At 68.3% G+C, this 20,638-nt stretch carries 17 protein-coding genes; 11 read left to right on the forward strand and 6 right to left on the reverse strand.

Features of this window, described 5'->3' with window-relative positions:
- Positions 1-48 precede the first annotated feature (48 nt).
- The gene (locus KXD98_RS26535; RefSeq protein ID WP_260761257.1) at positions 49-945 is read left to right on the forward strand and encodes an alpha/beta fold hydrolase; all 897 of its coding nucleotides are present in this window, start codon (positions 49-51) and stop codon (positions 943-945) included.
- Between the two features lie 2 nt (positions 946-947).
- Here the strand turns inward: KXD98_RS26535 and KXD98_RS26540 are convergent, their stop codons facing one another.
- Positions 948-2,846, reverse strand: a complete 1,899-nt coding sequence (locus KXD98_RS26540) for an Ig-like domain-containing protein (RefSeq protein ID WP_260761258.1) — start codon at positions 2,844-2,846, stop codon at positions 948-950.
- 209 nt (positions 2,847-3,055) lie between these two features.
- Here KXD98_RS26540 and KXD98_RS26545 point away from each other — a divergent pair, with 209 nt between their 5' ends.
- The 5 genes from KXD98_RS26545 (at position 3,056) to KXD98_RS26565 (ending at position 9,151) form a co-directional block, all read left to right on the forward strand.
- Complete coding sequence (locus KXD98_RS26545; RefSeq protein ID WP_260761259.1) at positions 3,056-5,137, forward strand: PhoX family phosphatase; 2,082 nt, start codon at positions 3,056-3,058, stop codon at positions 5,135-5,137.
- 74 nt (positions 5,138-5,211) lie between these two features.
- Entirely contained in the window at positions 5,212-6,021 is an 810-nt protein-coding gene (locus KXD98_RS26550) for an LLM class F420-dependent oxidoreductase (RefSeq protein WP_260761260.1), read from the forward strand.
- A gap of 77 nt (positions 6,022-6,098) precedes the next feature.
- Positions 6,099-7,865 carry an ABC transporter substrate-binding protein/permease gene (locus tag KXD98_RS26555; protein ID WP_260765449.1) on the forward strand — a complete coding sequence of 589 codons (1,767 nt, stop codon included), beginning with the start codon at positions 6,099-6,101 and terminating at the stop codon, positions 7,863-7,865.
- Positions 7,865-8,614 carry an amino acid ABC transporter ATP-binding protein gene (locus KXD98_RS26560; protein ID WP_260761261.1) on the forward strand — a complete coding sequence of 250 codons (750 nt, stop codon included), beginning with the start codon at positions 7,865-7,867 and terminating at the stop codon, positions 8,612-8,614. The genes KXD98_RS26555 and KXD98_RS26560 overlap by 1 nt, the downstream gene beginning before the upstream one ends.
- A 96-nt stretch (positions 8,615-8,710) precedes the next feature.
- A complete protein-coding gene (locus tag KXD98_RS26565) occupies positions 8,711-9,151 on the forward strand; it encodes a MarR family winged helix-turn-helix transcriptional regulator (RefSeq protein ID WP_260761262.1) in 441 nt (146 codons plus the stop codon).
- 6 nt (positions 9,152-9,157) lie between these two features.
- On the opposite strand, the gene KXD98_RS26570 is transcribed toward KXD98_RS26565, so the two are convergent.
- Positions 9,158-10,498 carry an MGH1-like glycoside hydrolase domain-containing protein gene (locus tag KXD98_RS26570; RefSeq protein ID WP_260761263.1) on the reverse strand — a complete coding sequence of 447 codons (1,341 nt, stop codon included), beginning with the start codon at positions 10,496-10,498 and terminating at the stop codon, positions 9,158-9,160.
- Between the two features lie 74 nt (positions 10,499-10,572).
- Here KXD98_RS26570 and KXD98_RS26575 point away from each other — a divergent pair, with 74 nt between their 5' ends.
- Positions 10,573-11,238, forward strand: coding sequence for an SDR family oxidoreductase (locus tag KXD98_RS26575; RefSeq protein ID WP_260761264.1), 666 nt, complete (start codon positions 10,573-10,575; stop codon positions 11,236-11,238).
- On the opposite strand, the gene leuS is transcribed toward KXD98_RS26575, so the two are convergent.
- Positions 11,239-14,103 (reverse strand): leucine--tRNA ligase, encoded by a 2,865-nt coding sequence (leuS, locus tag KXD98_RS26580; RefSeq protein ID WP_260761265.1) that lies wholly within the window; start codon positions 14,101-14,103, stop codon positions 11,239-11,241.
- Positions 14,104-14,313: 210 nt separating this feature from the next.
- Here leuS and KXD98_RS26585 point away from each other — a divergent pair, with 210 nt between their 5' ends.
- Positions 14,314-15,318, forward strand: coding sequence for an LpqN/LpqT family lipoprotein (locus KXD98_RS26585; protein WP_260761266.1), 1,005 nt, complete (start codon positions 14,314-14,316; stop codon positions 15,316-15,318).
- A 73-nt stretch (positions 15,319-15,391) separates the two neighbouring features.
- On the forward strand, positions 15,392-15,769 hold the full coding sequence (locus KXD98_RS26590; RefSeq protein ID WP_260761267.1) for a hypothetical protein: 378 nt from the start codon (positions 15,392-15,394) through the stop codon (positions 15,767-15,769).
- Here KXD98_RS26590 and KXD98_RS26595 read toward each other — a convergent pair.
- On the reverse strand, positions 15,756-16,370 hold the full coding sequence (locus KXD98_RS26595) for a YqgE/AlgH family protein (protein ID WP_260765450.1): 615 nt from the start codon (positions 16,368-16,370) through the stop codon (positions 15,756-15,758). The genes KXD98_RS26590 and KXD98_RS26595 overlap by 14 nt on opposite strands.
- A 145-nt stretch (positions 16,371-16,515) precedes the next feature.
- On the opposite strand from KXD98_RS26595, the gene KXD98_RS26600 reads away from it, so the two are divergent.
- Together KXD98_RS26600 and KXD98_RS26605 are read left to right on the forward strand one after the other, a co-directional pair.
- Positions 16,516-17,799: an MFS transporter gene (locus tag KXD98_RS26600; protein ID WP_260765451.1), complete on the forward strand. Its 1,284-nt coding sequence runs from the start codon at positions 16,516-16,518 to the stop codon at positions 17,797-17,799.
- Between the two features lie 9 nt (positions 17,800-17,808).
- Positions 17,809-18,594, forward strand: coding sequence for a TIGR03084 family metal-binding protein (locus KXD98_RS26605; protein ID WP_260761268.1), 786 nt, complete (start codon positions 17,809-17,811; stop codon positions 18,592-18,594).
- 3 nt (positions 18,595-18,597) lie between these two features.
- Here KXD98_RS26605 and KXD98_RS26610 read toward each other — a convergent pair whose 3' ends face one another.
- Positions 18,598-19,098 (reverse strand): pullulanase, encoded by a 501-nt coding sequence (locus KXD98_RS26610; protein WP_260761269.1) that lies wholly within the window; start codon positions 19,096-19,098, stop codon positions 18,598-18,600.
- Between the two features lie 15 nt (positions 19,099-19,113).
- Positions 19,114-20,583 (reverse strand): CCA tRNA nucleotidyltransferase, encoded by a 1,470-nt coding sequence (locus KXD98_RS26615; protein WP_260761270.1) that lies wholly within the window; start codon positions 20,581-20,583, stop codon positions 19,114-19,116.
- Positions 20,584-20,638: the final 55 nt, after the last annotated feature.

A 20,638-nucleotide genomic window follows, 5' to 3' on the forward strand; every position in this document is an offset into this window, starting at 1 on the left:
CGGCCCCTGATCGCGCACCTCAATATCGGCGGTGCGTACTGTCACACCATGGACGAGACCGATGACGAGCTGGCCAGCCTGTCCGAGTTCATCTTCCTCAGCGAGAACGCCCGCCAGGCCGGCGTAACCGGACCGCTTCCCCCAGCAACGCGGATCGACGCTGGTCCGGTCAGTGCGCTGAAATTCGGCGATGAAGCCCCCCGGGTGGCGTTCCTGCACGGCGGCGGTCAGAACGCCCACACCTGGGACACCGTGGTACTGGGGCTGGGCGAGCCCGCGCTGTCGATCGACCTGCCCGGCCACGGCCGTTCTGCCTGGCGCGAGGACGGCGACTACGGGCCCAGACCCAACGCCGTCACTGTGGAGCCCGTGCTGCGCAAGCTCGCCGCCGACGTCGACCTGGTGGTCGGTATGTCACTGGGTGGTCTGACCGCGCTACGGGTCGCCGTCGCCGCACCCGAGCTGGTCCGCAAACTCGTACTGGTGGACGTGACCCCCTCGGCGCCGCAACGGCACACCGAGATGACCGACGCCCAAAAGGGCACCGTCGCACTGGTCAGCGGCGAGCGGATCTTCCCCAGCTTCGCCGCGATGCTCGAGGTGACGGTGGCCGCGGCTCCACACCGCGATCGGGAATCGTTGCGGCGCGGTGTGTTTCACAACGCCAAGCGACTGCCCGACGGCACCTGGACGTGGCGCTACGACTCCATCCGCACCGGGGACGGCTTCGAGGGACTGTGGGACGACGTGCCCCAGCTGAGCACCCCGACCACCCTCATCCGCGGTGCCCACTCCCACTTCGTCAATGACGAAGACGCCGCGGAATTCGCGCGCACCGCACCGGGATTCCAGCGCACCCACATCGTCGAGAACTCCGGCCACTCCGTGCAGAGCGACCAACCGCTGGCTCTGGTGCGGCTACTGCGCGACATCCTCGACGAATGAGCTCAGCGGGCCGCGCCGGCCTTCTTCCGGCGCCGGCCCAACAGCACCAACCCGACGAAACCCCACGCAACGTTGTAAGAGTGCACGGTGTAGCCGAGGTCGCGCAGGATGCCCATCTCGACTGCGCTCAGCGTGCGGATTCCCAGGCCGGTCCCGGACAGTGCGTTCATCAACTGCTCGTACGGAGCAACGAAGGTGTTGTCGTCGAGGTGACCGACCGAACTGCCCTGCTCCCACGGATTCGGGGTGTAGAGCGGCACCAGTTGACCACCGAAGGCCGCCATGGCGTTCTGGCCGCCGAAGTACAGGCCGCCCGAGCCGCCGGTGAGATTGTCGTCGAAGGCGGAGTTCCAGCGGTAGAAGAACCGGGTGAACGGCGACCTGCCGTTCTCGTCGACGATGAAGCTGTTGAAGGTCGACCAGTAATTGCGGGTGTTGAGACCGGGTGCTCGCATCCCCGCGGTGAAGCCGAAGGTGTGGATCAGCTCGTGCATCACCGTGGACGCGAAATCGTACTCGTCGTCGGCGATCTCGTCGCCGTAGCCCCAGGGTTGACCGAAGTTGAAGTCGATCTGCCCGTCGGCGGCCGAACCGTTGGCGTCGCGCCCGGTGAGCAACTTGTGCTGCACGACGGTGCGCCAGAACCCGGCCGTGGACCGGATCAGACTGCTGCTCGCCGAGGCCAAGGTGTTCGAATCGGCGTTATCTTCGCCGGTCACGTCGATGTTCAACACGACCGGGCGTTCGACGACGAAGAAGACGATCACGTTGTTGGCCGCGTCCTGCAGTGCATCGCGCCGGGACGGGGTCCAGTGCGTTGCCCCGGTGGTGTAGTTGAACGCGAAGGTGATGGCGCCCTGGTTGATGAAGTGGGTGGCCCGGGTGCCCAATCCGCGGAACGGATCGAAAATGTTGGTGCGCCATCCGTCGACCGCAATGACGCGGAACGAGTCGACCCCGTCGAACGACTCGTTCGGGGTGTAGGTGTAGGTGCCGTCGTCGTTGATCAGCACGGTGCCCTGTCGGGGCCGCACCGTGAGCACGAACCGCAGCGCGTCACCGTCGGGGTCGACGGCATTGAGGGTGCCCTCGATGGGACCGGTCAGCTTTCCGGTGATCTGGACCGGTGCCACCGTCGGTGTCTGATTCATCAGGGCCCGGCGCAGCGCCCACATGTTGGCTTCCAACTCGGCTTTGCGATCCTGGTCCACCGGCAGCGAATCGATGTAGGCCAGCCGCCGTGCCGTCCAGTTGTCGATGATCGCGGCGATGCGCTGCTGGCGGGCCGTGCCCGGGTTCTCCACCGGAGCCTCCATCACCTCCGGAGGCAAGGCTGACTGCAGCACAACGGGATCCGAGGTCGCAGCGGCGTGGGCCTCGGCCTGGGTGTCGGCCAGCCGGGCGTGGGTGCGTCGCTCGCGGGTCTGGGTGGCCGATGGCGTCGCGGTGGTGCTGTCGTTGCCCGCGGTGGTGGCCACGCTGTCATCGACCGCTTCGGCATCGTCGACCGCTGTGACCTCGTCGACGACGGTGCGTTCGAGTGCATCGTCGAGGTCCTTGGTCTCCAGCGAGGTCTTGCTCTGCGCGGAGGTGTCCTTGCCGGCGCGTCGGGTGTCCCGGCCGTCGCGCTCGGAGCTCGCGGTACGCGCGCCCCGGCGGGCATCCCGGTCAGCGCGGGGGCTGTCGTTGCTCGACACCCGCGACACCGATGACGAGTCGCCGCTGGAATCGGCGGCGGCCACCCCGGTCGTCGGCCCCAGCAGTGAGTAGCCCAGCAACGCCGCACCCATACCGGCCGAGGCCGCGCCCAGCTGCAACCAACGTCGCACCTCGAAGCTCTGCGAGCGGTGGGCCGGATGCTTCAACCGGTCGGCTCGGTGTCTACCGCGTTGCGCTGCCATGACTTGACCCCTTCGTCAAAAACTCCATCTCACCGCAACCTGCGCTGATCCGCGCGAACAGTAAGTTTGCTGGAGACTATCACCTGCTGTTGCTCACCGCGATGTTTCCCGCTGTTCACCTCGACGTCGTCGAGTGCTGGCCGGGCTGCCGTAGCTTTCCGCAAGTTCGCGGCCCAGCCCTGGCCGCGGCAGGTCGGAAGGACGTCTCGATGCCGCTGGTTCCGCTCAACCTGTTCGTCGCCCACGACGGCACGTCGAAGCGTCAACACATCACCTGCGTCTACCGGTGCGGGGACGCCTGCTCCAAGCCCGCGCCCAATCAGAGCGACAACGAGTACTTCGGCGACATCGCCAAAGCGGTGACGCGTCGCTCGCTGCTGCGTGCCGGCGGCGTCGCGGTGCTGGCGGTGGGCGCCGGCTCCGCGCTGGCAGCCTGCTCCAGCGACACCCAACCCGCACCCACCTCGTCATCGCCGGCCGCGCCGGAACCGGTTGCCGGCATGAACTTCGCCTCGGTGGCGCCCAATACCGAGGACGCCGTCGTGGTCGCCGACGGCTACCGCCACGCCGTGGTGATCCGCTGGGGTGACCCGGTCCTGCCGGACGCCCCGGCCTTCGACGTCGCCCGCCAGAGCGGTGCCGCCCAACGCGGGCAGTTCGGCTTCAACAACGACTTCGCCGGCCTGCTGCCGGTACCCGGGCGCCAAGACCACTTCCTGCTGGTCACCAACTTCGAATACGTGACACCGGAGTTCATGTTCCCCGGCTACGACGCCGCAGCGCCGACCCGCGACCAGTTCGAGGTCGAGATCGCCGCGGTCGGCATGGGTGTGGTCGAGGTGCAACGCACCGGCGACGGCCTCACCCCGGTCATCGGGTCCTACAACCGGCGCATCACCGCCGATACCCCGATGGTGCTGACCGGGCCCGCCGCAGGAAGCGATCCGGTCAAAACCGAAGCCGACCCGACCGGTCGCGCCGTCGCGGGCACCTTCGCCAACTGCGCGGGCGGGGTGACGCCGTGGGGCACGGTGCTCTCCGGGGAGGAGAACTTCCAGGACTACTTCGGTGCCGCCGACGGGGCGCCCGCACCGGGACCCGTGGACGCCGACCGGATGGATCGCTACGGCGTGTCGGTCGAGCCGACGGCGCTGCTGTGGGAAACCTTCGACCCCCGCTTCGATCTGACCCGGACCCCCAACGAGCCCAACCGCTTCGGCTACATCGTCGAACTCAATCCCTGGGATCCGCAGTCCACCCCGGTGAAACACTCTGCGCTGGGCCGGTTCAAGCACGAAGGTGCGACGATCTACGTCACCGACGACGGGACGGTGGTCGCCTACACCGGCGACGACGAACGCTTCGACTACATGTATAAGTTCGTGTCGTCGAAGAAGATCCAGCCGAGCACCGGGGGCGGCTACGACGCGGCGGCGATGGCACACAACATGACCATCCTCGACGAGGGCACACTGTATGTCGCCAAACTGTCCAGCGACATCCCCGCCGACCAGATCGACGGCTCCGGCGAGCTGCCCGCCGACGGCGCCTTCCGCGGCACCGGCACGTGGATTCCACTGTTGCGCAGTGGCCCTGACGGCCAGGGCGAGTCGCTGGTCGACGGCTTCACCGCCCAGGAAGCGGCGGTGTTCACCCGGATGGCCGCCGACAAAGCCGGCGCCACGAAGATGGACCGGCCCGAGGACTTCGAAGCCAACCCGGTGACCGGCAAGGTGTATCTGGCGCTGACCAACAACAGCAGACGCGGCACCGACGGCAACCCGCGCGCCGATGCGGCCAACCCCCGCAACGAGAACAAGAGCGGTCAGGTTCTGGAACTCACCGACGACCACGCCGGTACCGCCTTCACCTGGGAGCTGCTGCTGGTGTGCGGTGACCCGCAGGCCGCCGACACCTACTACGGCGGCTTCGACAAGTCTCGGGTCAGCCCGATCTCGTGCCCGGACAACGTGGCCTTCGACAGCCACGGCAACCTGTGGATCTCCACCGACGGCAACGCGCTGGAATCCAACGACGGGCTGTTCGCAGTGGCGTTGGAAGGAGCGCAACGCGGCGAGGTCCGGCAGTTCCTCACCGTGCCGCTGGGCGCCGAGACCTGCGGGCCGGTGATCACCGACGACCTGGTCACGGTGTGCGTGCAACACCCGGGGGAAAGCGACGAGCACACCCTGGACAACCCGCAGTCGCGCTGGCCCGAGGGTGGCAGCACCGGCACCGCGCGCCCCGCGGTGGTGGCGGTGTGGCGCGATGGCGGCCAGATCGGGATGTAGGCGACCCGAAAGCCCAGTTTTTGTGCCAGATTTGGATGAGTTTGTGTCTGCTCGCGCAGGGATAGACAGGGCACATGACCACTGCATCCCCGCCCTCCTCGCGACCGATCCGCATCGGCGTGCAACTGCAGCCGCAGCATTCACCGCGGTACAGCCATCTGCGCGATGCGGTGCGCCGCTGCGAAGATCTCGGCGTCGACATCGCCTTCAACTGGGACCACTTCTTCCCGCTCTACGGTGACCCCGATGGCGCTCACTACGAATGCTGGACGATGCTGGCCGCCTGGGCTGAGCAAACCTCACGCATCGAGATCGGCGCGCTGGTCAGCTGCAACTCCTATCGCAACCCCGAACTGCTCGCCGATATGGCCCGCACCGTCGACCACATCTCCGGGGGCCGGCTGATCCTGGGCATCGGATCAGGCTGGAAGCGGAAGGATTACGACGAGTACGGCTATGAGTTCGGCACCGCGGGCGGCCGACTCGACGACCTGGCTCGAGCGCTGCCCCGGATCACCTCCCGCCTGGCCAAGCTCAACCCCGCCCCGACCCGCGACATCCCGATCCTGATCGGCGGCCAGGGCGAGCGCAAGACGTTGCGTCTGGTCGCCGAACACGCCGACATCTGGCACGGCTTCACCGATCGGGCCACCTATCCTGGCAAAGCGGAGGTGCTCGACCGACACTGCGCGGACGTCGGCCGGGATCCGGCAGCCGTGGAACGGTCCTCCGGTGTCCCCGAGGGCGAAGTGGAAGCAATGCTCGCCGAGGCCGACGCTCTGGCCGGCCTCGGCGTCACGCTGCTGACGGTCGGGGTGAACGGTCCCGACTACAACCTGGCGGCCGCCGAAGCGCTCTGCCTCTGGCGCGACGAACGCAGCTGAGCCGCGACAGCGTCCGCCGAACCCGCGCTCCCGCTACGTTGCTTGACGTGACGACCTTGCGGGTACCGCTGCGCTCTGTGAAAGCACTGGCATGGGCACTGATCGTCGGCTTGCTGGCCGCCCTGACGTGGGCCACCCCGGCGCTCGCCGACACAGATCAATGCGCCCCACCGGGACTGGACAGCGCCAGCGGGCTGCCCACCAACCTGGCCACCTCCACCGATGGCCCCGAAGACGACCGGTTCACCACCGATTCGGTCGTGGCGCTGGACTCGATAGACATCAGCGCGCTGGGCTTGAGCCGGCCCGGGACGTTGACCGTCGGCACGCTCTCCGACGCGCCGCCGAGCATCTGCATCAACTCCGCGGGGCAGTTCACCGGCTATGACAACGAACTGCTGCGCGCCGTCGCCGACAAACTCGGCCTGCAGGTCAACTTCGTCGGCACCGAGTTCTCCGGGCTGCTCGCCCAGGTGGCTTCCGGCCGGTTCGACGTCGGCTCGTCATCGATCACCACCACCGAGGCCCGTCGTGCCACCGTGGGTTTCACCAACGGCTACGACTTCGGCTACTTCTCGCTGGTCGTTCCGCAGGGCTCGGTGATCTCCGGCTTCGACGACCTCGCCGACGGGCAGCGCATCGGCGTGGTCCAAGGCACCGTCCAGGAGGCCTACGTCGTCGACACCCTAGGTCTGCAGCCGGTCAAGTACCCCGACTACAACACCGTCTACGCCAGCCTGAAGACCCGCCAGATCGACGCCTGGGTGGCGCCGTCGCAGCAGGCTCAGGGCACCGTGCAGCCCGGCGATCCCGCCGAGATCGTGGAGAACACGTTCAGCCTGGACAACTTCATCGCCTGGGCGGTCGCCAAGGACAACCAGCCGCTCATCGATGCCCTCAACGCCGGACTCGACGCGGTCATCGCCGACGGCACCTGGTCGAGGCTGTACGCCGACTGGGTTCCGCGCGCCGTTCCACCGGGGTGGAAACCGGGCTCCAAGGCCGCACCCGAGCCCGAGCTTCCCGACCTCGACGCGATCGCGCAACGCAATGCCGCCCAGGCCCAGCCGTCGGCGCCCGCGCCACAGCGCTCGACACTGGGGCAACTCAAAGACGCGTTCGGCAACTGGGAGCTCTACAGGCAGGCCATCCCCGACCTGTTGACCACCGGCCTGCCCAACACCCTGATCCTGACCATCTCGGCCAGCATCATCGGTCTGGTGCTGGGCATGGCGCTGGCCATCGCCGGGATATCCCGGTCACGCTGGCTGCGCTGGCCGGCCCGCATCTATACCGACATCTTCCGCGGGCTACCCGAGGTGGTCATCATCTTGCTCATCGGCCTCGGTGTCGGCCCGCTCGTCGGGCATCTGACGGGCAACAACCCCTATCCACTCGGCATCGCCGCGCTGGGGCTGATGGCCGCCGCCTATGTCGGGGAGATCTTCCGGTCCGGCATCCAGAGCGTCGACCCCGGACAGCTCGAGGCCTCCCGCGCACTGGGATTGCGCTATTCGACCTCGATGCGGATGGTGGTGGTGCCGCAGGGGGTGCGTCGGGTCCTGCCCGCGCTGATGAACCAGTTCATCAGCCTGCTCAAGGCGTCCTCGCTGGTCTACTTCCTGGGCCTGATCGCCAACCAGCGAGAGCTGTTCCAGGTCGGCCGCGACCTCAACGCACAAACCGGCAACCTCTCACCGCTGGTAGCAGCCGGCCTGTTCTACCTGATGCTGACGATCCCGCTGACCCACCTGGTCAACTACATCGACACCCGGCTGCGGCGCGGCCGCCGGCCCGACGAGGAAGATCCACTGATGCTGTCCCGGGCGCAGGAGATGAACTGATGACCGCACAGTCGCTGACCGTCGACCCGGTGTCGTTGGCCGCGAACGACATCCACCTGGCGTTCGGCCGCAACAAGGTGCTGCGCGGAGTCGACCTGGACGTTGCTGCCGGTACCAGCACCGCGGTGATCGGGCCGTCGGGGTCGGGCAAGTCGACCCTGCTACGCACGCTCAACCGGCTCTACGAACCCGATCGCGGCGACATTCTGCTCGACGGCCGTTCGGTGCTCAGCGATGACCCCGACCGGTTGCGGCAACGAATCGGCATGGTGTTCCAGCACTTTCAGCTCTTCCCGCACCGGAATGTCCTCGACAACGTGACGATGGCGCCGCGAAAGCTCAAGCGGCTCAACACAGACCAGGCGCGCGAGCTGGGTATGGCCCAGCTGGAGCGGGTAGGACTGGGTCACAAGGCCCAGGCGCGGCCCTCGACGCTGTCGGGCGGGCAGCAGCAGCGGGTGGCCATCGCCCGCGCACTGGCGATGTCGCCCCAGGTGATGTTCTTCGACGAGGCCACCTCGGCCCTGGATCCCGAGCTGGTCAAGGGAGTGCTCGCGTTGATCGCGGACCTGGCCGCCGACGGGATGACGATGGTGGTGGTCACCCATGAAATGGGCTTCGCGCGATCGACAGCCGATGCCGTGGTGTTCATGGATCACGGTCAGGTGGTCGAGACCGGCCCGCCCGACCAGGTCTTCGAAGCCGCCGAAACCGACCGATTGCGTCGATTCCTGTCTCAAGTGTTATAGATTCCCCGATGCCGGCGTCAACGGGGGCCAGAATCGGGGCCGGCAACCTCCGACCACGTCTCTTGACCGGCCCAGACAGGTTAGACTGGCTCAATTATGGTGGAAACCGACGCGCAGGTCAGCGAGCTCGCCGGCGAGCTCCAGCGAGTGCTGTCCAAGGTGCTGTCCGTGCTGCGGCACACGGGAAAAACCTCGACGTCGGGCGACCTGACGCTGGCTCAGTTGTCGATTCTGCTCACGCTGCTCGACCAGGGCCCGATGCGGATGACCGAGTTGGCCGCCCACGAACGGGTCCGCACACCGACCACCACCGTCGCGATCCGCCGACTCGAGAAGCTGGGCCTGGTCAAACGGTCCCGCGACACATCCGACCTCCGTGCGGTGCTGGTGGAGATCACCCCGCAAGGACTTCAACAACACCAGGAAGCGCTCGCGTCGCGGCGCGCTCACCTGGCTGCGCTGCTGACCAAGCTCAACCCCGACGAGCTCGACGCGCTGGCCAAGGCGATGGCCCCGCTCGAGCGCATCGCCGAGTAGCCGAACTCAGCCGAGCCAGTCCAGCACCGCCGCCGCAGTCCACGACTGCTGCATGCTGCCCAGCGGCTCCCCGGTGAACGGCTCGTAGTACTCGGCGAAACTGCCGTCGCTGGCCTGCCGCAACCCTTCTCGGCGCAGCGTGGACGCCCGTTCGGCCCATCCGCGCCGGGCGAAACACCACGAGAACAGCCAGGTCATCACCGGCCACACCGGACCGCGCCAGTACTCGCGCGTCCGGAAGTCGCGCGACACCGGCGACGTCGACGGGATCAACGCATAGGCCAAGTCGGGATGGCCGCAGAACCGCGGCCCCTCCAGCAACCGCAACAGCGTGCGTTCGCGGTCGTGCGCCAACCCGCCGCACAGCAACGGTGCGAACTGCGCCACCGTTTCGGTCGCGATCCAGGTATCGGCGCGCACATCGAAATCCTTTGCCGCACCGGTGCGCTGATCGGTCGTGGCGATGACGCCGTTGCGGAACCGCTCAGCCCATCCATAGAGATCCTTGACATCGGCGTGCGGTCGGCGGTGGTCCTCCCCGATCTCGGCGAGGACCTGGCAGGCCACCGAGAACACCGCCGAGACGAACACATCCTCGACCGCGAAACTCAATGCCGTGACCAGTTTTTCATCGTCGTAGCCAACCGATTTCATCTCCTCGACCAACCAGAGGTAGCGATCGTATTCGTGGTCAGACGGCCGCTGGGAGGCGTCGGTGACGATGGTGTTGTCCTCGCGCTGGTAGGCGGGGACCGCGCCGGGAATGACGTTGGCGTAGGCGCTGTCCCAGCGGGGCGAGTTGTCCATCCCCGATTCCCAGCCGTGGTAGAGCGTGATCCGGCCGCGCTCGTATTGGTCTCGGCACTCGGCGAGCCAGCGATGCCAGCGCACCAGATCGTTCCACCGCCGATCCAGAAAAGCCTCGGCCACCGCGCGGGTGGATCGCCCCCGCGTCCGAGCGTGGTCGAGAATGCGCTGGACCGCGATCGCGTGCACCGGAGGCTGGGTGATACCCGAGGTGTGCCGGCCGCGCGGGGCGTCCGAAGCCAGCGCCGAACAGGCCCACCGGGCAGGGCCCGGGAAGTAGCCGTCCACCCCGTTGGCGAACACGATGTGCGGGATCATGCCGTTGCGCCACTGCGCCGAGAGCAAGGTGTCCAGCTCCACCACCGCGCGCTCCACCGACAGCGGTGCCAGCCCGATCGCCACGAACGCCGCGTCCCAGCTCCACATATGCGGGTACAACAGCGGCGCCGCAGTGGTCATCGTGCCGAGGTCGTTACCGCGCAGCAGATAGGCGGCGCGGGCCGCCAGTTGGGTCGGGCTGAAACTCGGGTCGTAAGGCATCACCTTTCATCATGCGACGAGCGGAGCAAATCGGCGAGACGAGCACGCCGGGCGCGCCGGGTACGCTCGCCTGCGTGCCAACCGCGATGATCACCGGGGCCGGCGGCGGGCTCGGCCAAGCCCTCGCCGCTGCGCTCGCGCCCACCCACACGCTGTTCCTGGCCGGCCGCCCGTCCGACCGTCTCGACGCCGTTGCCCGCCGGTACGGTGCCACCACCTGGCCGATCGATCTCGCCGATACCGACGGCATCGAAGCGGTCGTCGAACCGATCGTCGAGCTCGAGGTGCTCGTGCACAACGCCGGTGTCGCCTACCCCGGCCGGGTCGCCGAGACCACCATCGACCAGTGGCGGGCCACAATGTCGGTGAATCTTATTGGTGCCGTGGAGCTTACGCTGGCGCTACTGCCGGCGTTGCGAGCCGCCAACGGACATGTGGTGTTCATCAACTCCGGTTCGGGCATCAACGCCTCCCCCGGGCTGGCGTCCTACTCGGCGAGCAAATTCGCACTGCGTTCGTTCGCCGATTCGCTGCGCAGCGACGAACCGAGCCTGCGGGTCACCTCGATCCATCCCGGGCGCATCGCCACCGAGATGCAGGAGGACCTCGTCGCCTACGAAGGCCGCGACTACGATCCCGCGCGGTTCCTCAGCCCGGAAACCGTCGCCCGCGTCACCGCCGACGCCATCAACACCCCGGCCGACGGCCATGTTCACGAGGTGATCGTCCGGCCGCGCTGATCAGACGACGACGTTGACCAGGCGGCCCGGCACCACGATGAGCTTCTTGGCGGTCCTGCCGTCGAGGAAAGCCAGCACTTTCTCGTCGGCCAGGGCCGCGGCCTCGACAGTGTCGGCGTCGGCGTCGGCGGCCACCGTGATCCGGCTGCGAACCTTGCCGTTGACTTGTACCGGGTATTCGACGGTGTCCTCGACCAGGTACTGCTCGTCGGCCACCGGGAACGGCCCATGTGCCAGGGACGCGTCGTGGCCCAGCCGCTGCCACAGTTCCTCGGCCAGGTGCGGCGCCAGCGGCGCGACCATCAGCACCAGGGGCTCCAGCGCGGCGCGCGCGGTCACCGACTGTTTGGTCAGGTGGTTGGTGAACTCGATCAGCTTGGCCGCGGCGGTGTTGTTGCGCAGTGCCGCATAGTCATCGGAGGTACCCGCGATGGTTCGGTGCAGCAACCGCACCGTCGGCTCGTCGAGTGCGTCCTCGGTCACCCGGGTGGCGCCACTGTCCTCGTCGACGACCAGCCGCCACACCCGCTGCAGAAAGCGGTACGCCCCAACCACATCCTTGGTCGCCCAGGGCCGGGACGCCTCCAGCGGCCCCATCGACATCTCGTAGACCCGCAGCGTGTCGGCTCCGTAGTGGTCACAGATCTCATCCGGTGAGACCGAGTTCTTCAAGCTCTTGCCGATCTTGCCGAACTCCTGGTTGACCTCGATCTCACCGTCAGGACCCGGCCAGAAGAACTTTCCGTCGCGTTCGGTCACCTCGGCTGCCGGTACGTAGGCACCGCGGGCATCGGTGTAGGCGAAGGCCTGGATGTAGCCCTGGTTGACCAACCGGCGATACGGCTCGCGGGAGCTGACGTGACCGAGGTCGTAGAGCACCTTGTGCCAGAACCGCGAGTACAGCAGATGCAGCACCGCATGCTCGACACCGCCGACGTAGAGATCAACCCCGCCCGGATCGGTGGGCCCGTGCTCTGCGGGCCTGGGCCCCATCCAGTACGCCTCGTTCTCCTTCGCGCACAACGCATCGTGGTTGTGCGGGTCGGTGTAGCGCAGCTCATACCAGGAGCTGCCGGCCCACTGCGGCATCACGTTGGTGTCGCGGGTGTAGGACTTCAGACCGTCGCCCAAGTCCAGCTCCACATGCACCCAGTCGGTGGCCTTGGCCAGCGGCGGGGACGGTTCGCTGGCGGCGTCGGCGGGATCGAACAGCACCGGCGAATAGTCAGGCACGTCGGGCAACTCGACAGGCAGCAGTTCTTCGGGCAACGCGTGCGGCCGGCCGTCGGCGTCGTAGACGATCGGGAACGGTTCTCCCCAGTAACGTTGCCGGGCGAACAACCAGTCACGCAACTTGTATTCCACCCGTTCGCGGCCCCGTCCGTCGGCCACCAAGCGTGCGGTCATCGCCGCCTTCGCCTCGACGACCGGCATACCGTCGAGGAAGCCGGAATTGACCATGGCGCCGTCCCCGGTATAGGCAGCCTGTGAAACATCGCCGCCTGCAACGACTTCGATGATCGGTAGGCCGAACTCTGTGGCGAAGTCCCAGTCGCGCTGGTCGCCTCCGGGCACGGCCATGATCGCCCCCGTTCCGTAGCCGGCCAGCACGTAGTCGGCGATGAACACCGGGACCTGCCGGCCGTCAGCCGGATTGGTGGCAAGTGACCCCAGGAACACGCCCGTCTTGGACTTGTTCTCCTGGCGTTCCAGATCGGACTTCGCGGCGATCGCCGACCGGTAGGCGCTGACCGCATCTCGCGGCGTGGCGCCACCGTAGGTCCAGCGGCTGTCCACCCCGTCGGGCCAGCAGTCTGCGACCAGGCGGTCCACCAGCGGATGCTCGGGCGCCAGTACCATATAGGTGGCACCGAACAAGGTGTCCGGGCGGGTGGTGAACACCTCGATGTCACCGTGCTCGGTGCCGAACAGCACGGTGGCACCGGTGGATCGGCCGATCCAGTTGCGCTGCATCGTCTTGACCTTCTCCGGCCAGTCCAGCACCTCGAGGTCCTCGAGCAGTCGGTCAGAGTAGGCCGTAATGCGCATCATCCACTGGCGCAGCCGCTTCCGGAACACCGGGAAGTTGCCGCGCTCGCTGCGGCCGTCGGAGGTGACCTCCTCGTTGGCCAACACCGTGCCCAGACCGGGGCACCAGTTCACCATCGAGTCGGCCAGGTACACCAGCCGATGCGAATCGATCACATCCGCGCGCCCTGCGGCGTCGAGTGTCGCCCAGTCCCGACCGTCGTCGAGGCTGCGGATTCCGGCATCGAACTCGGCGATCAGTTCGGTGATCGGGCGGGCCCGGTTGACCTGCGGATCGAACCAGGCGTTGTAGATCTGAAGGAAGATCCACTGGGTCCACCGGTAGTAGTCGACGTCGGTGGTCGAGAAGCTACGGCGGGTGTCGTGACCCAGGCCCAACCGGCCCAGCTGCCGCCGGAAGTTGACGATGTTGGCCTCGGTGCGGGTCCGCGGATGGGTCCCGGTCTGGATGGCGTACTGCTCGGCGGGCAGACCGAATGCATCGAAACCCAACGCGTGCAGCACATTACGGCCCGTCATCCGATGATAGCGGGCGTAGACGTCGGTGGCGATGTAGCCGAGCGGGTGCCCGACGTGCAGGCCTTCACCTGATGGGTACGGGAACATGTCCTGGACGAACATCTTGTCCGCCGGCAGCGGGTTGCCGTCGGCCGGGGCCAGCGAGCCGACCGGGTTGGCCACGTCGAACGTCCCGGTCTCCGACCACCGGGTCTGCCATGCACGCTCGATGTCACCGGCCAGCTCCGCAGTGTAGCGGTGCTGGGGGGTGTCCGCGGCAGGATCGGCGGCAGACTGCGCGGTAGGCGATTCGGTCACGCCAACAGGGTATAAGCACCCGCTGCCCCGATTCTGCGGCCACGGCTTGATCTCGGTTGCATTGCGGATGCGTCAGAGGTTGATTCCAGCTCGATCCCAGCCCTGGTGGGGCCGCGACAGCCGTGGATACATTCATCGCCTGGCACGGGCCACGCAAGCCCACGCCGGATCGGCACACCGGGTCGGCAAGGATTGGGAGGAGTTCACTCGATGAGCGAAATCGCCCGCCGCTGGCGGGTTTTGGCAGGAGGTGTGGCAGCCGGCGCCGCCGGGATGGTCGGCGTGCTGGGCATCTCAGGTAGCACCGCAGCCGCGCAGCCGCTGCCTTCCGTGCCGGGCCTGCCGGCCCCCGCTCCCGCCCCCGCGACGGTCACCCAGACCGTCACCGTGACCCCCAACGCCGCTCCCGCACCGGCGCTCGACCAGCCTGCTCCGATCACCGGCGGCGCCGCCGCGGTACCGGCCGGTGTCAGCGCCCCGCTGCCTGCCGGCGCCGGCCTCCCCGTCGCCGCCGCACCGGCGGTCCCGGCACGCCCGCCGAGCACGATCACCCCGGCCAGCTCGGGCACCCTCGCCGAATTCTTCGACGCCACGGGCGTCGCCCTCGAACCGCAGTCCAGCAGCGACTTCCGGGCTCTGAACATCGTGTTGCCGATGCCCCGCGGCTGGCAGCACATCCCCGATCCGAATGTGCCCGACGCGTTCGCTGTGATCGCCGACCGGGTCGGAGGCAACGGCCTATACTCGTCCAACGCGCAGGTCGTGGTGTACAAGCTGATCGGCGAGTTCGACCCCAAGGAGGCCATCAGCCACGGGTTCGTCGACAGTCAGCAGTTGCCGGCCTGGCGCAGCACCGACGCGTCGCTGGCCGATTTCGGCGGGATGCCCTCAGCGCTGATCGAAGGCACCTACCGGGAGAACAACATGACGTTGAACACCTCGCGTCGCCACGTCATCGCCACCGCGGGTCCCGAGCGCTACCTGGTGTCGCTGGCGGTCACCACCAGCGTCGACCAGGTCGTCGCGGCCGCCGACGCCACCGATGCCATCGTCAACGGCTTCAAGGTCGCGCTGCCCACCCCACCGGACGCCGCGCCGGTGCCCCCGCCGGGCGATCCCGCCCTGGCCCCCGCAGCTCCTGCCGCCCCGGCCCCCGCGGCTCCCGCCGCCCCGGCGGTGGCCGCCGAGCCGCAGATGCTGGGGCTGCCGGGATAGACGACGTCGTCCCCCGGGCGAAGCCTGGCGCCCGGGGGACGGCGGCCCAACCTTGGGCCGTATCCTGATATCCATGCTGGTCGCCGCCGTGCTGTGTCTTTCCGTGGCCGTGCTGGCGGCTGCGTCCGGGGTCTGGTCGTTGACCCGGCGCAGCAGCGACGATTACGTCCATCAGGTGCTTCGGGCCGTCGCTCCGACCCAACTGGCTGCCGCGGTGATGCTCACCGCCGGCGCCGTCGCCGCATTGTCGAGCGCACCCATGGCGCCGGTGATCCTGGCCGGCTGCGTCGCCGGGGCGATCGGGACCGTGGCTGCGGGCTGCTGGCAGGCGGCTCGGGCCGTGGCGCGGCGTAACGCCCTGCAATCCGCGAGGGCCGGCGGGTGCGAAGGCAGCAGCGGCGGCAGCGGATGCGCGACGTGCACGCTGTCCTGCGGTACTAATTCCGGCTGAGATCGATAGGGTGCGTGGCCAGCAGACTCAGCGGCATCGGCTGACGGCGCAACACCCGCGCCCAGAGGTCGACCTTCGGCTCGACGAGCACATCGGACGGCAGCGCCGAGAGCACGATCCAGTCGTCGCGTTCGATCTCGCCTTCCAGCTGGCCGATGGTCCAGCCGGAGTAGCCGGCGAAAATCCGTACGCCTTCGACAGCCGGTGCGATCGAGTCCGGATCGGCGTCCAGGTCGACCATCGCGATCCGTCCCTGGATATGTCGCAGCCCGGGCATCTTGGTGGGGTCCAGACCCACCCGCACCGTCGCCAGGCACAGCGCGGCATCACGTTTGACCGGACCGCCGATGAACATCGTCTTCGGCTTGGTGGTCAGCTTCGCCCATTGCGGCAACACGTTGTAGACCGCGGTCTCGCTGGGCCGGTTGAGCACGACGCCCAGGGTGCCCCCGTCATTGTGCTCGACGACGTAGATGACGCTGCGGCGAAACGTCGGCTCCAGCAGATCGGTGTTGGCCAACAGCAGCGTGCCCGCCCGCACCCGGTGTACCGCGGGTGCGATGTAGTCCTCCGGATCCTCTGGCTGCCCCACGGTGCCCATCATGTCACCACCGATGCGGTGTGGAGGCGATCCGAGCGGTCGGACCGTTGATATTTGTACTGTGGACCGGGTCGTGGCCGGTCCACAGTACGCCTTTCCCGAGCGTTGCCCACCATCCACCAGACTCCGCGAGGACGTGACTACCGTGCCCGGAAGACAACCGCCCCGCGCGATCTTGCGCTCGGTGCGGGCGCTGCCGGAGTTCCAGCGGTTGCTGGAATTACGGGCCGCCAGCCAGTTCGGCGACGGGCTGTTCCAGGCCGGCCTGGCCGGGGCCATCCTGTTCAACCCGGAACGCGCCGCGCAGCCCTGGGCGATCGCGACGGCATTCGCGGTGCTGTTCCTGCCGTACTCGGTGCTCGGGCCGTTCGCCGGGGCCCTGCTGGACCGGTGGGACCGTCGTCGGGTGCTGATCGGCGCGAACAGTGTGCGGCTGGCGCTGGTCGTCATCGTCGGGGTGATGCTGGCCGCCGGCGTGGCCGATCTGCCGATCCTGGTCGGCGCGCTGGTCGTCAACGGGTTCACCCGGTTCGTGTCGTCGGGGGTGTCGGCCGCGCTACCGCACCTGGTCCCGCGGGATCAGGTGATCGCGATGAACGCCGTGGCCGCGGCCACCGGAGCTGTCGCGGCGTTCGTCGGCGCCAACTTCATGCTGGTGCCCCGTTGGCTGTTCGGCGCCGGGAATGCCGGCGCGTCTGTGGTGATCTTTCTGGTGACCATCCCGGTCGGGCTGGCGTTGTGGCTGTCGGTGCGCTTCCCCCCGCGCATGCTCGGCCCCGACGAGAGCACCCGCGCGGTGCACGGCACGGTCGCCTACGCCGTGGCCACAGGATGGGTGCACGGCGCCCGGACGGTGTGGGCGGTGCGCAGTGTCGCGGCCACGCTGGGCGGGCTGGCCGCCCACCGCATGGTGTTCGGCATCAACACACTGCTGGTGCTGGTGCTTGTTCGGCACAGCGGTGAGGACATCGTCGTCGGTCTCGGCACCGCGGTGTTGTTCGTCGCGGCCACCGGCCTCGGATCGTTTCTGGCCACCCTGCTGACCCCGACCCTGATCCGCCGGTGGGGCCGCTACGCCGTACCCAACGCAGCCCTGGCCTTCGCCGCGGTGGTGCAGCTGGGTGGCACCGGCCTGTACCTGCCGGTGATGGTCGGGTGCGGGTTCCTGCTCGGCGCGGCCGGTCAGACGGTCAAGCTGTGTGCGGACTCGGCGATGCAGATCGACGTCGACGACGCGTTGCGCGGGCACGTGTTCACCGTTCAGGACGCGGTGTTCTGGATGGCGTTTATCGCCGCGGTCACCGCGGCCGCCACGGTCATTCCTGCCGATGGCCGGGCTCCCGGCCTCGCGTTGGCCGGCAGTGTGATCTACCTGGCCGGGCTGGTCGTCCATGCGACGGTGGCCCGCGGGTCACGGTGGCGACGCTAGGGTTGGGCCATGGCTGAGGTCGACTCGTTGATCGCGGATCTGCGGGCCGAGAGCGACGACCTCGACACGCTGGTGGCCGACCTGGCGGCGCCGGACTGGGCGACCCCGACACCGGCCCCCGGGTGGACGATCGCGCACCAGATCGCACACCTGCTGTGGACTGACCGGGTGGCACTGGCCGCGGTCACCGATGAAGCCGCATTCGGTGACGTGCTGGCCGCCGCGATCCGCAACCCGGCGAGTTTCGTCGACGCCGCAGCCGAGGAGTTGGCCACCACCGCACCGGCGCAGCTGCTGGTCCAGTGGCGCGCTGCGCGTACCGGCCTGCACGACGCGCTCGCGACCGTCGCCCCCGGGCGCAAGCTGCCGTGGTTCGGGCCGCCGATGAGTGCGGCCTCCATGGCCACGGCGCGGCTGATGGAGACCTGGGCGCACGGCCTCGACGTCGCCGACGCGTTGGGGGTCCCACGGCTTCCGACGGCACGCCTGCGCTCCATCGCCCACATCGGGGTGCGTACCCGCGACTTCGCGTTCACGGTGCACGGGCTCACCCCGCCGGCCACCCCGTTTCACGTGAAACTGGCTGCCCCGCAGGGATGTTCAGAGGCCGAGTGGACGTGGGGGCCCGACGACGCCGACCAGCGGGTGGTGGGTTCGGCCGAGCACTTCTGCATGCTGGTCACCCAGCGCCGGGCGCGTGCCGAACTCGACGTCGAGGCCGTCGGCGCTGACGCGGACCGCTGGCTGGACATCGCGCAAGCCTTCGCCGGTCCGCCCGGAGCAGGTCGCGGCTGACCGCTAGAGGTAGTCGGCGCGGTCGGCGCGGGAGTCGCCGTCGGAGTCACCGAGCCGGACATCCCAGCGTCCGTCGCCGTCGGTGTCCACCCACGCCTGGCCGGCCCCGAACGCACGGTCGGCCAGACCGTCACCGTCGCGGTCGATCAGTCGCTCGGCCGCCTCGCCGTCACCGTCGAGGTCGACGAGGGTCCCCGCGGGCGGATGTTCGGCACCGTCGAGGCCGAACCATCGCAACGCAGTACCGCGCTCGGCGGCCACCGCCCACGTTCCGGTGCCGTCGTCGGTGAAGTACGACTCGGCCACGCCGTCGTCATCGGTGTCGATCAGCGCGTGCTCGGCGGTCCCGTCACCGTCGAGGTCGGCCAGCAGGTCGTCGAGCAACCCGTCGCCGTCGACGTCGAGACCCACGCCGTCGGGAACCCCGTCACCGTCGGTGTCGGTGTCGACGTCGACGGTCCAGATCCTCGCCGAACCGTCCGGTTCGCCCAGGCAGTAGTCCATACCGGTTCAGACGTGTCAACGCTGCTGCTGGTTCCACCAGGTGAGCAACTCTTCGACGGCCTCCTCGCGGCTCAGTGGTCCGCGCTCCAGCCGAAGCTCCTTGAGATGGTTCCAGGCCTGCCCCACCAGCGGGCCCGCCGGGATGTCGAGCAGCGTCATGATCTCGTTGCCGTCCAGATCTGGGCGCACCCGCGCCAGGTCCTCCTTGGCGGCCAACTCCTCGATGCGCTGCTCCAGATCGTCGTAGTTGGCCTGCAGCCGGGCGGCCCGGCGCTTGTTGCGCGTCGTGCAGTCGGCCCGGACCAACTTGTGCAACCGGCTCAGCAACGGCCCGGCATCGGTGACGTACCGGCGGACCGCCGAATCGGTCCAGCGACCGTCCCCATAGCCGTGGAACCGCAGATGCAGATACACCAGCTGCGACACGTCGTCGATCATCTGCTTGGAGTACCTCAACGCGCGCATCCGCTTCCGAGCCATCTTGGCGCCGACCACCTCGTGGTGGTGGAAGCTCACCCCGCCGTCGGGCTCGTGCCGGCGGGTGGCGGGCTTACCGATGTCGTGCAACAGCGCCGCCCACCGCAGCACCAGGTCTGGGCCGCTGTCGCGGTCCTCCAGCGCGATGGCCTGCTGCAACACCGTCAGCGAATGCTGGTAGACGTCTTTGTGCTGGTGGTGCTCGTCGATGGCCATCCGCATGCCACCCACCTCAGGCAGCACCACGTCGCCCAGTCCGGTCTGCACCATCAGATCGATGCCGGCCACCGGATCGGCACCCAGCAGCAGCTTGTCCAGCTCGGCGGCCACCCGTTCGGCGGTGATCCGGCCCAGTTGCGGCGCCATGTCCACGAGTGCGCGGCGGACCCGCGGTGCCACCGCGAAACCCAGTTGCGAGACGAACCGCGCCGCGCGCAGCATCCGCAGCGGATCGTCGCCGAACGAGACCTCCGGCTCCGACGGGGTGTCGAGCACCCCGGCCCGCAACGCCGACAGTCCGTCGAGCGGATCGAAGAACTCCCCCGGCCCCTGCTCGGTGATCTGCACCGCCATCGCGTTGACCGTGAAATCGCGCCGAACCAGATCGTCGGACAGGTTGTCCCCGAATTGCACCTGCGGGTTACGGGACTGCTGGTCATAGCTGTCGGCGCGAAAGGTCGTCACCTCGAGCCGGTCCTGGGCGCCGGGGGGGCCTTTGCCCACCCCCAGCGTGCCGAATTCGATGCCGGTGTCCCACAGCGCATCCGCCCAGCCCCGCAGAAACGACTGCATCTGCTCGGGGCGGGCATCGGTGGTGAAGTCGAGATCGGTGCCCAGCCGGCCGAGCAGCGCGTCACGCACACTGCCGCCCACCAGATACAGCTGATGCCCGTGCTCGGCGAACAGTCGGCCGATCTCGCCGAGCACGCGGGCATGGCGGTTCAGGGAAACCTGAGCGGCGGCCAGCAGTTCGACATCGGAGGGGCTGTGTTGCCTAGGGTCGGGCACGTCCGATGAGCCTACTGGTCACAGCCGTGTCACCGACCGGCGAGTGTGGCGTGGG

Origin of the sequence: Mycobacterium sp. SMC-4, assembly GCF_025263265.1 — a bacterium.
Classification (GTDB): Bacteria; Actinomycetota; Actinomycetes; order Mycobacteriales; family Mycobacteriaceae; genus Mycobacterium.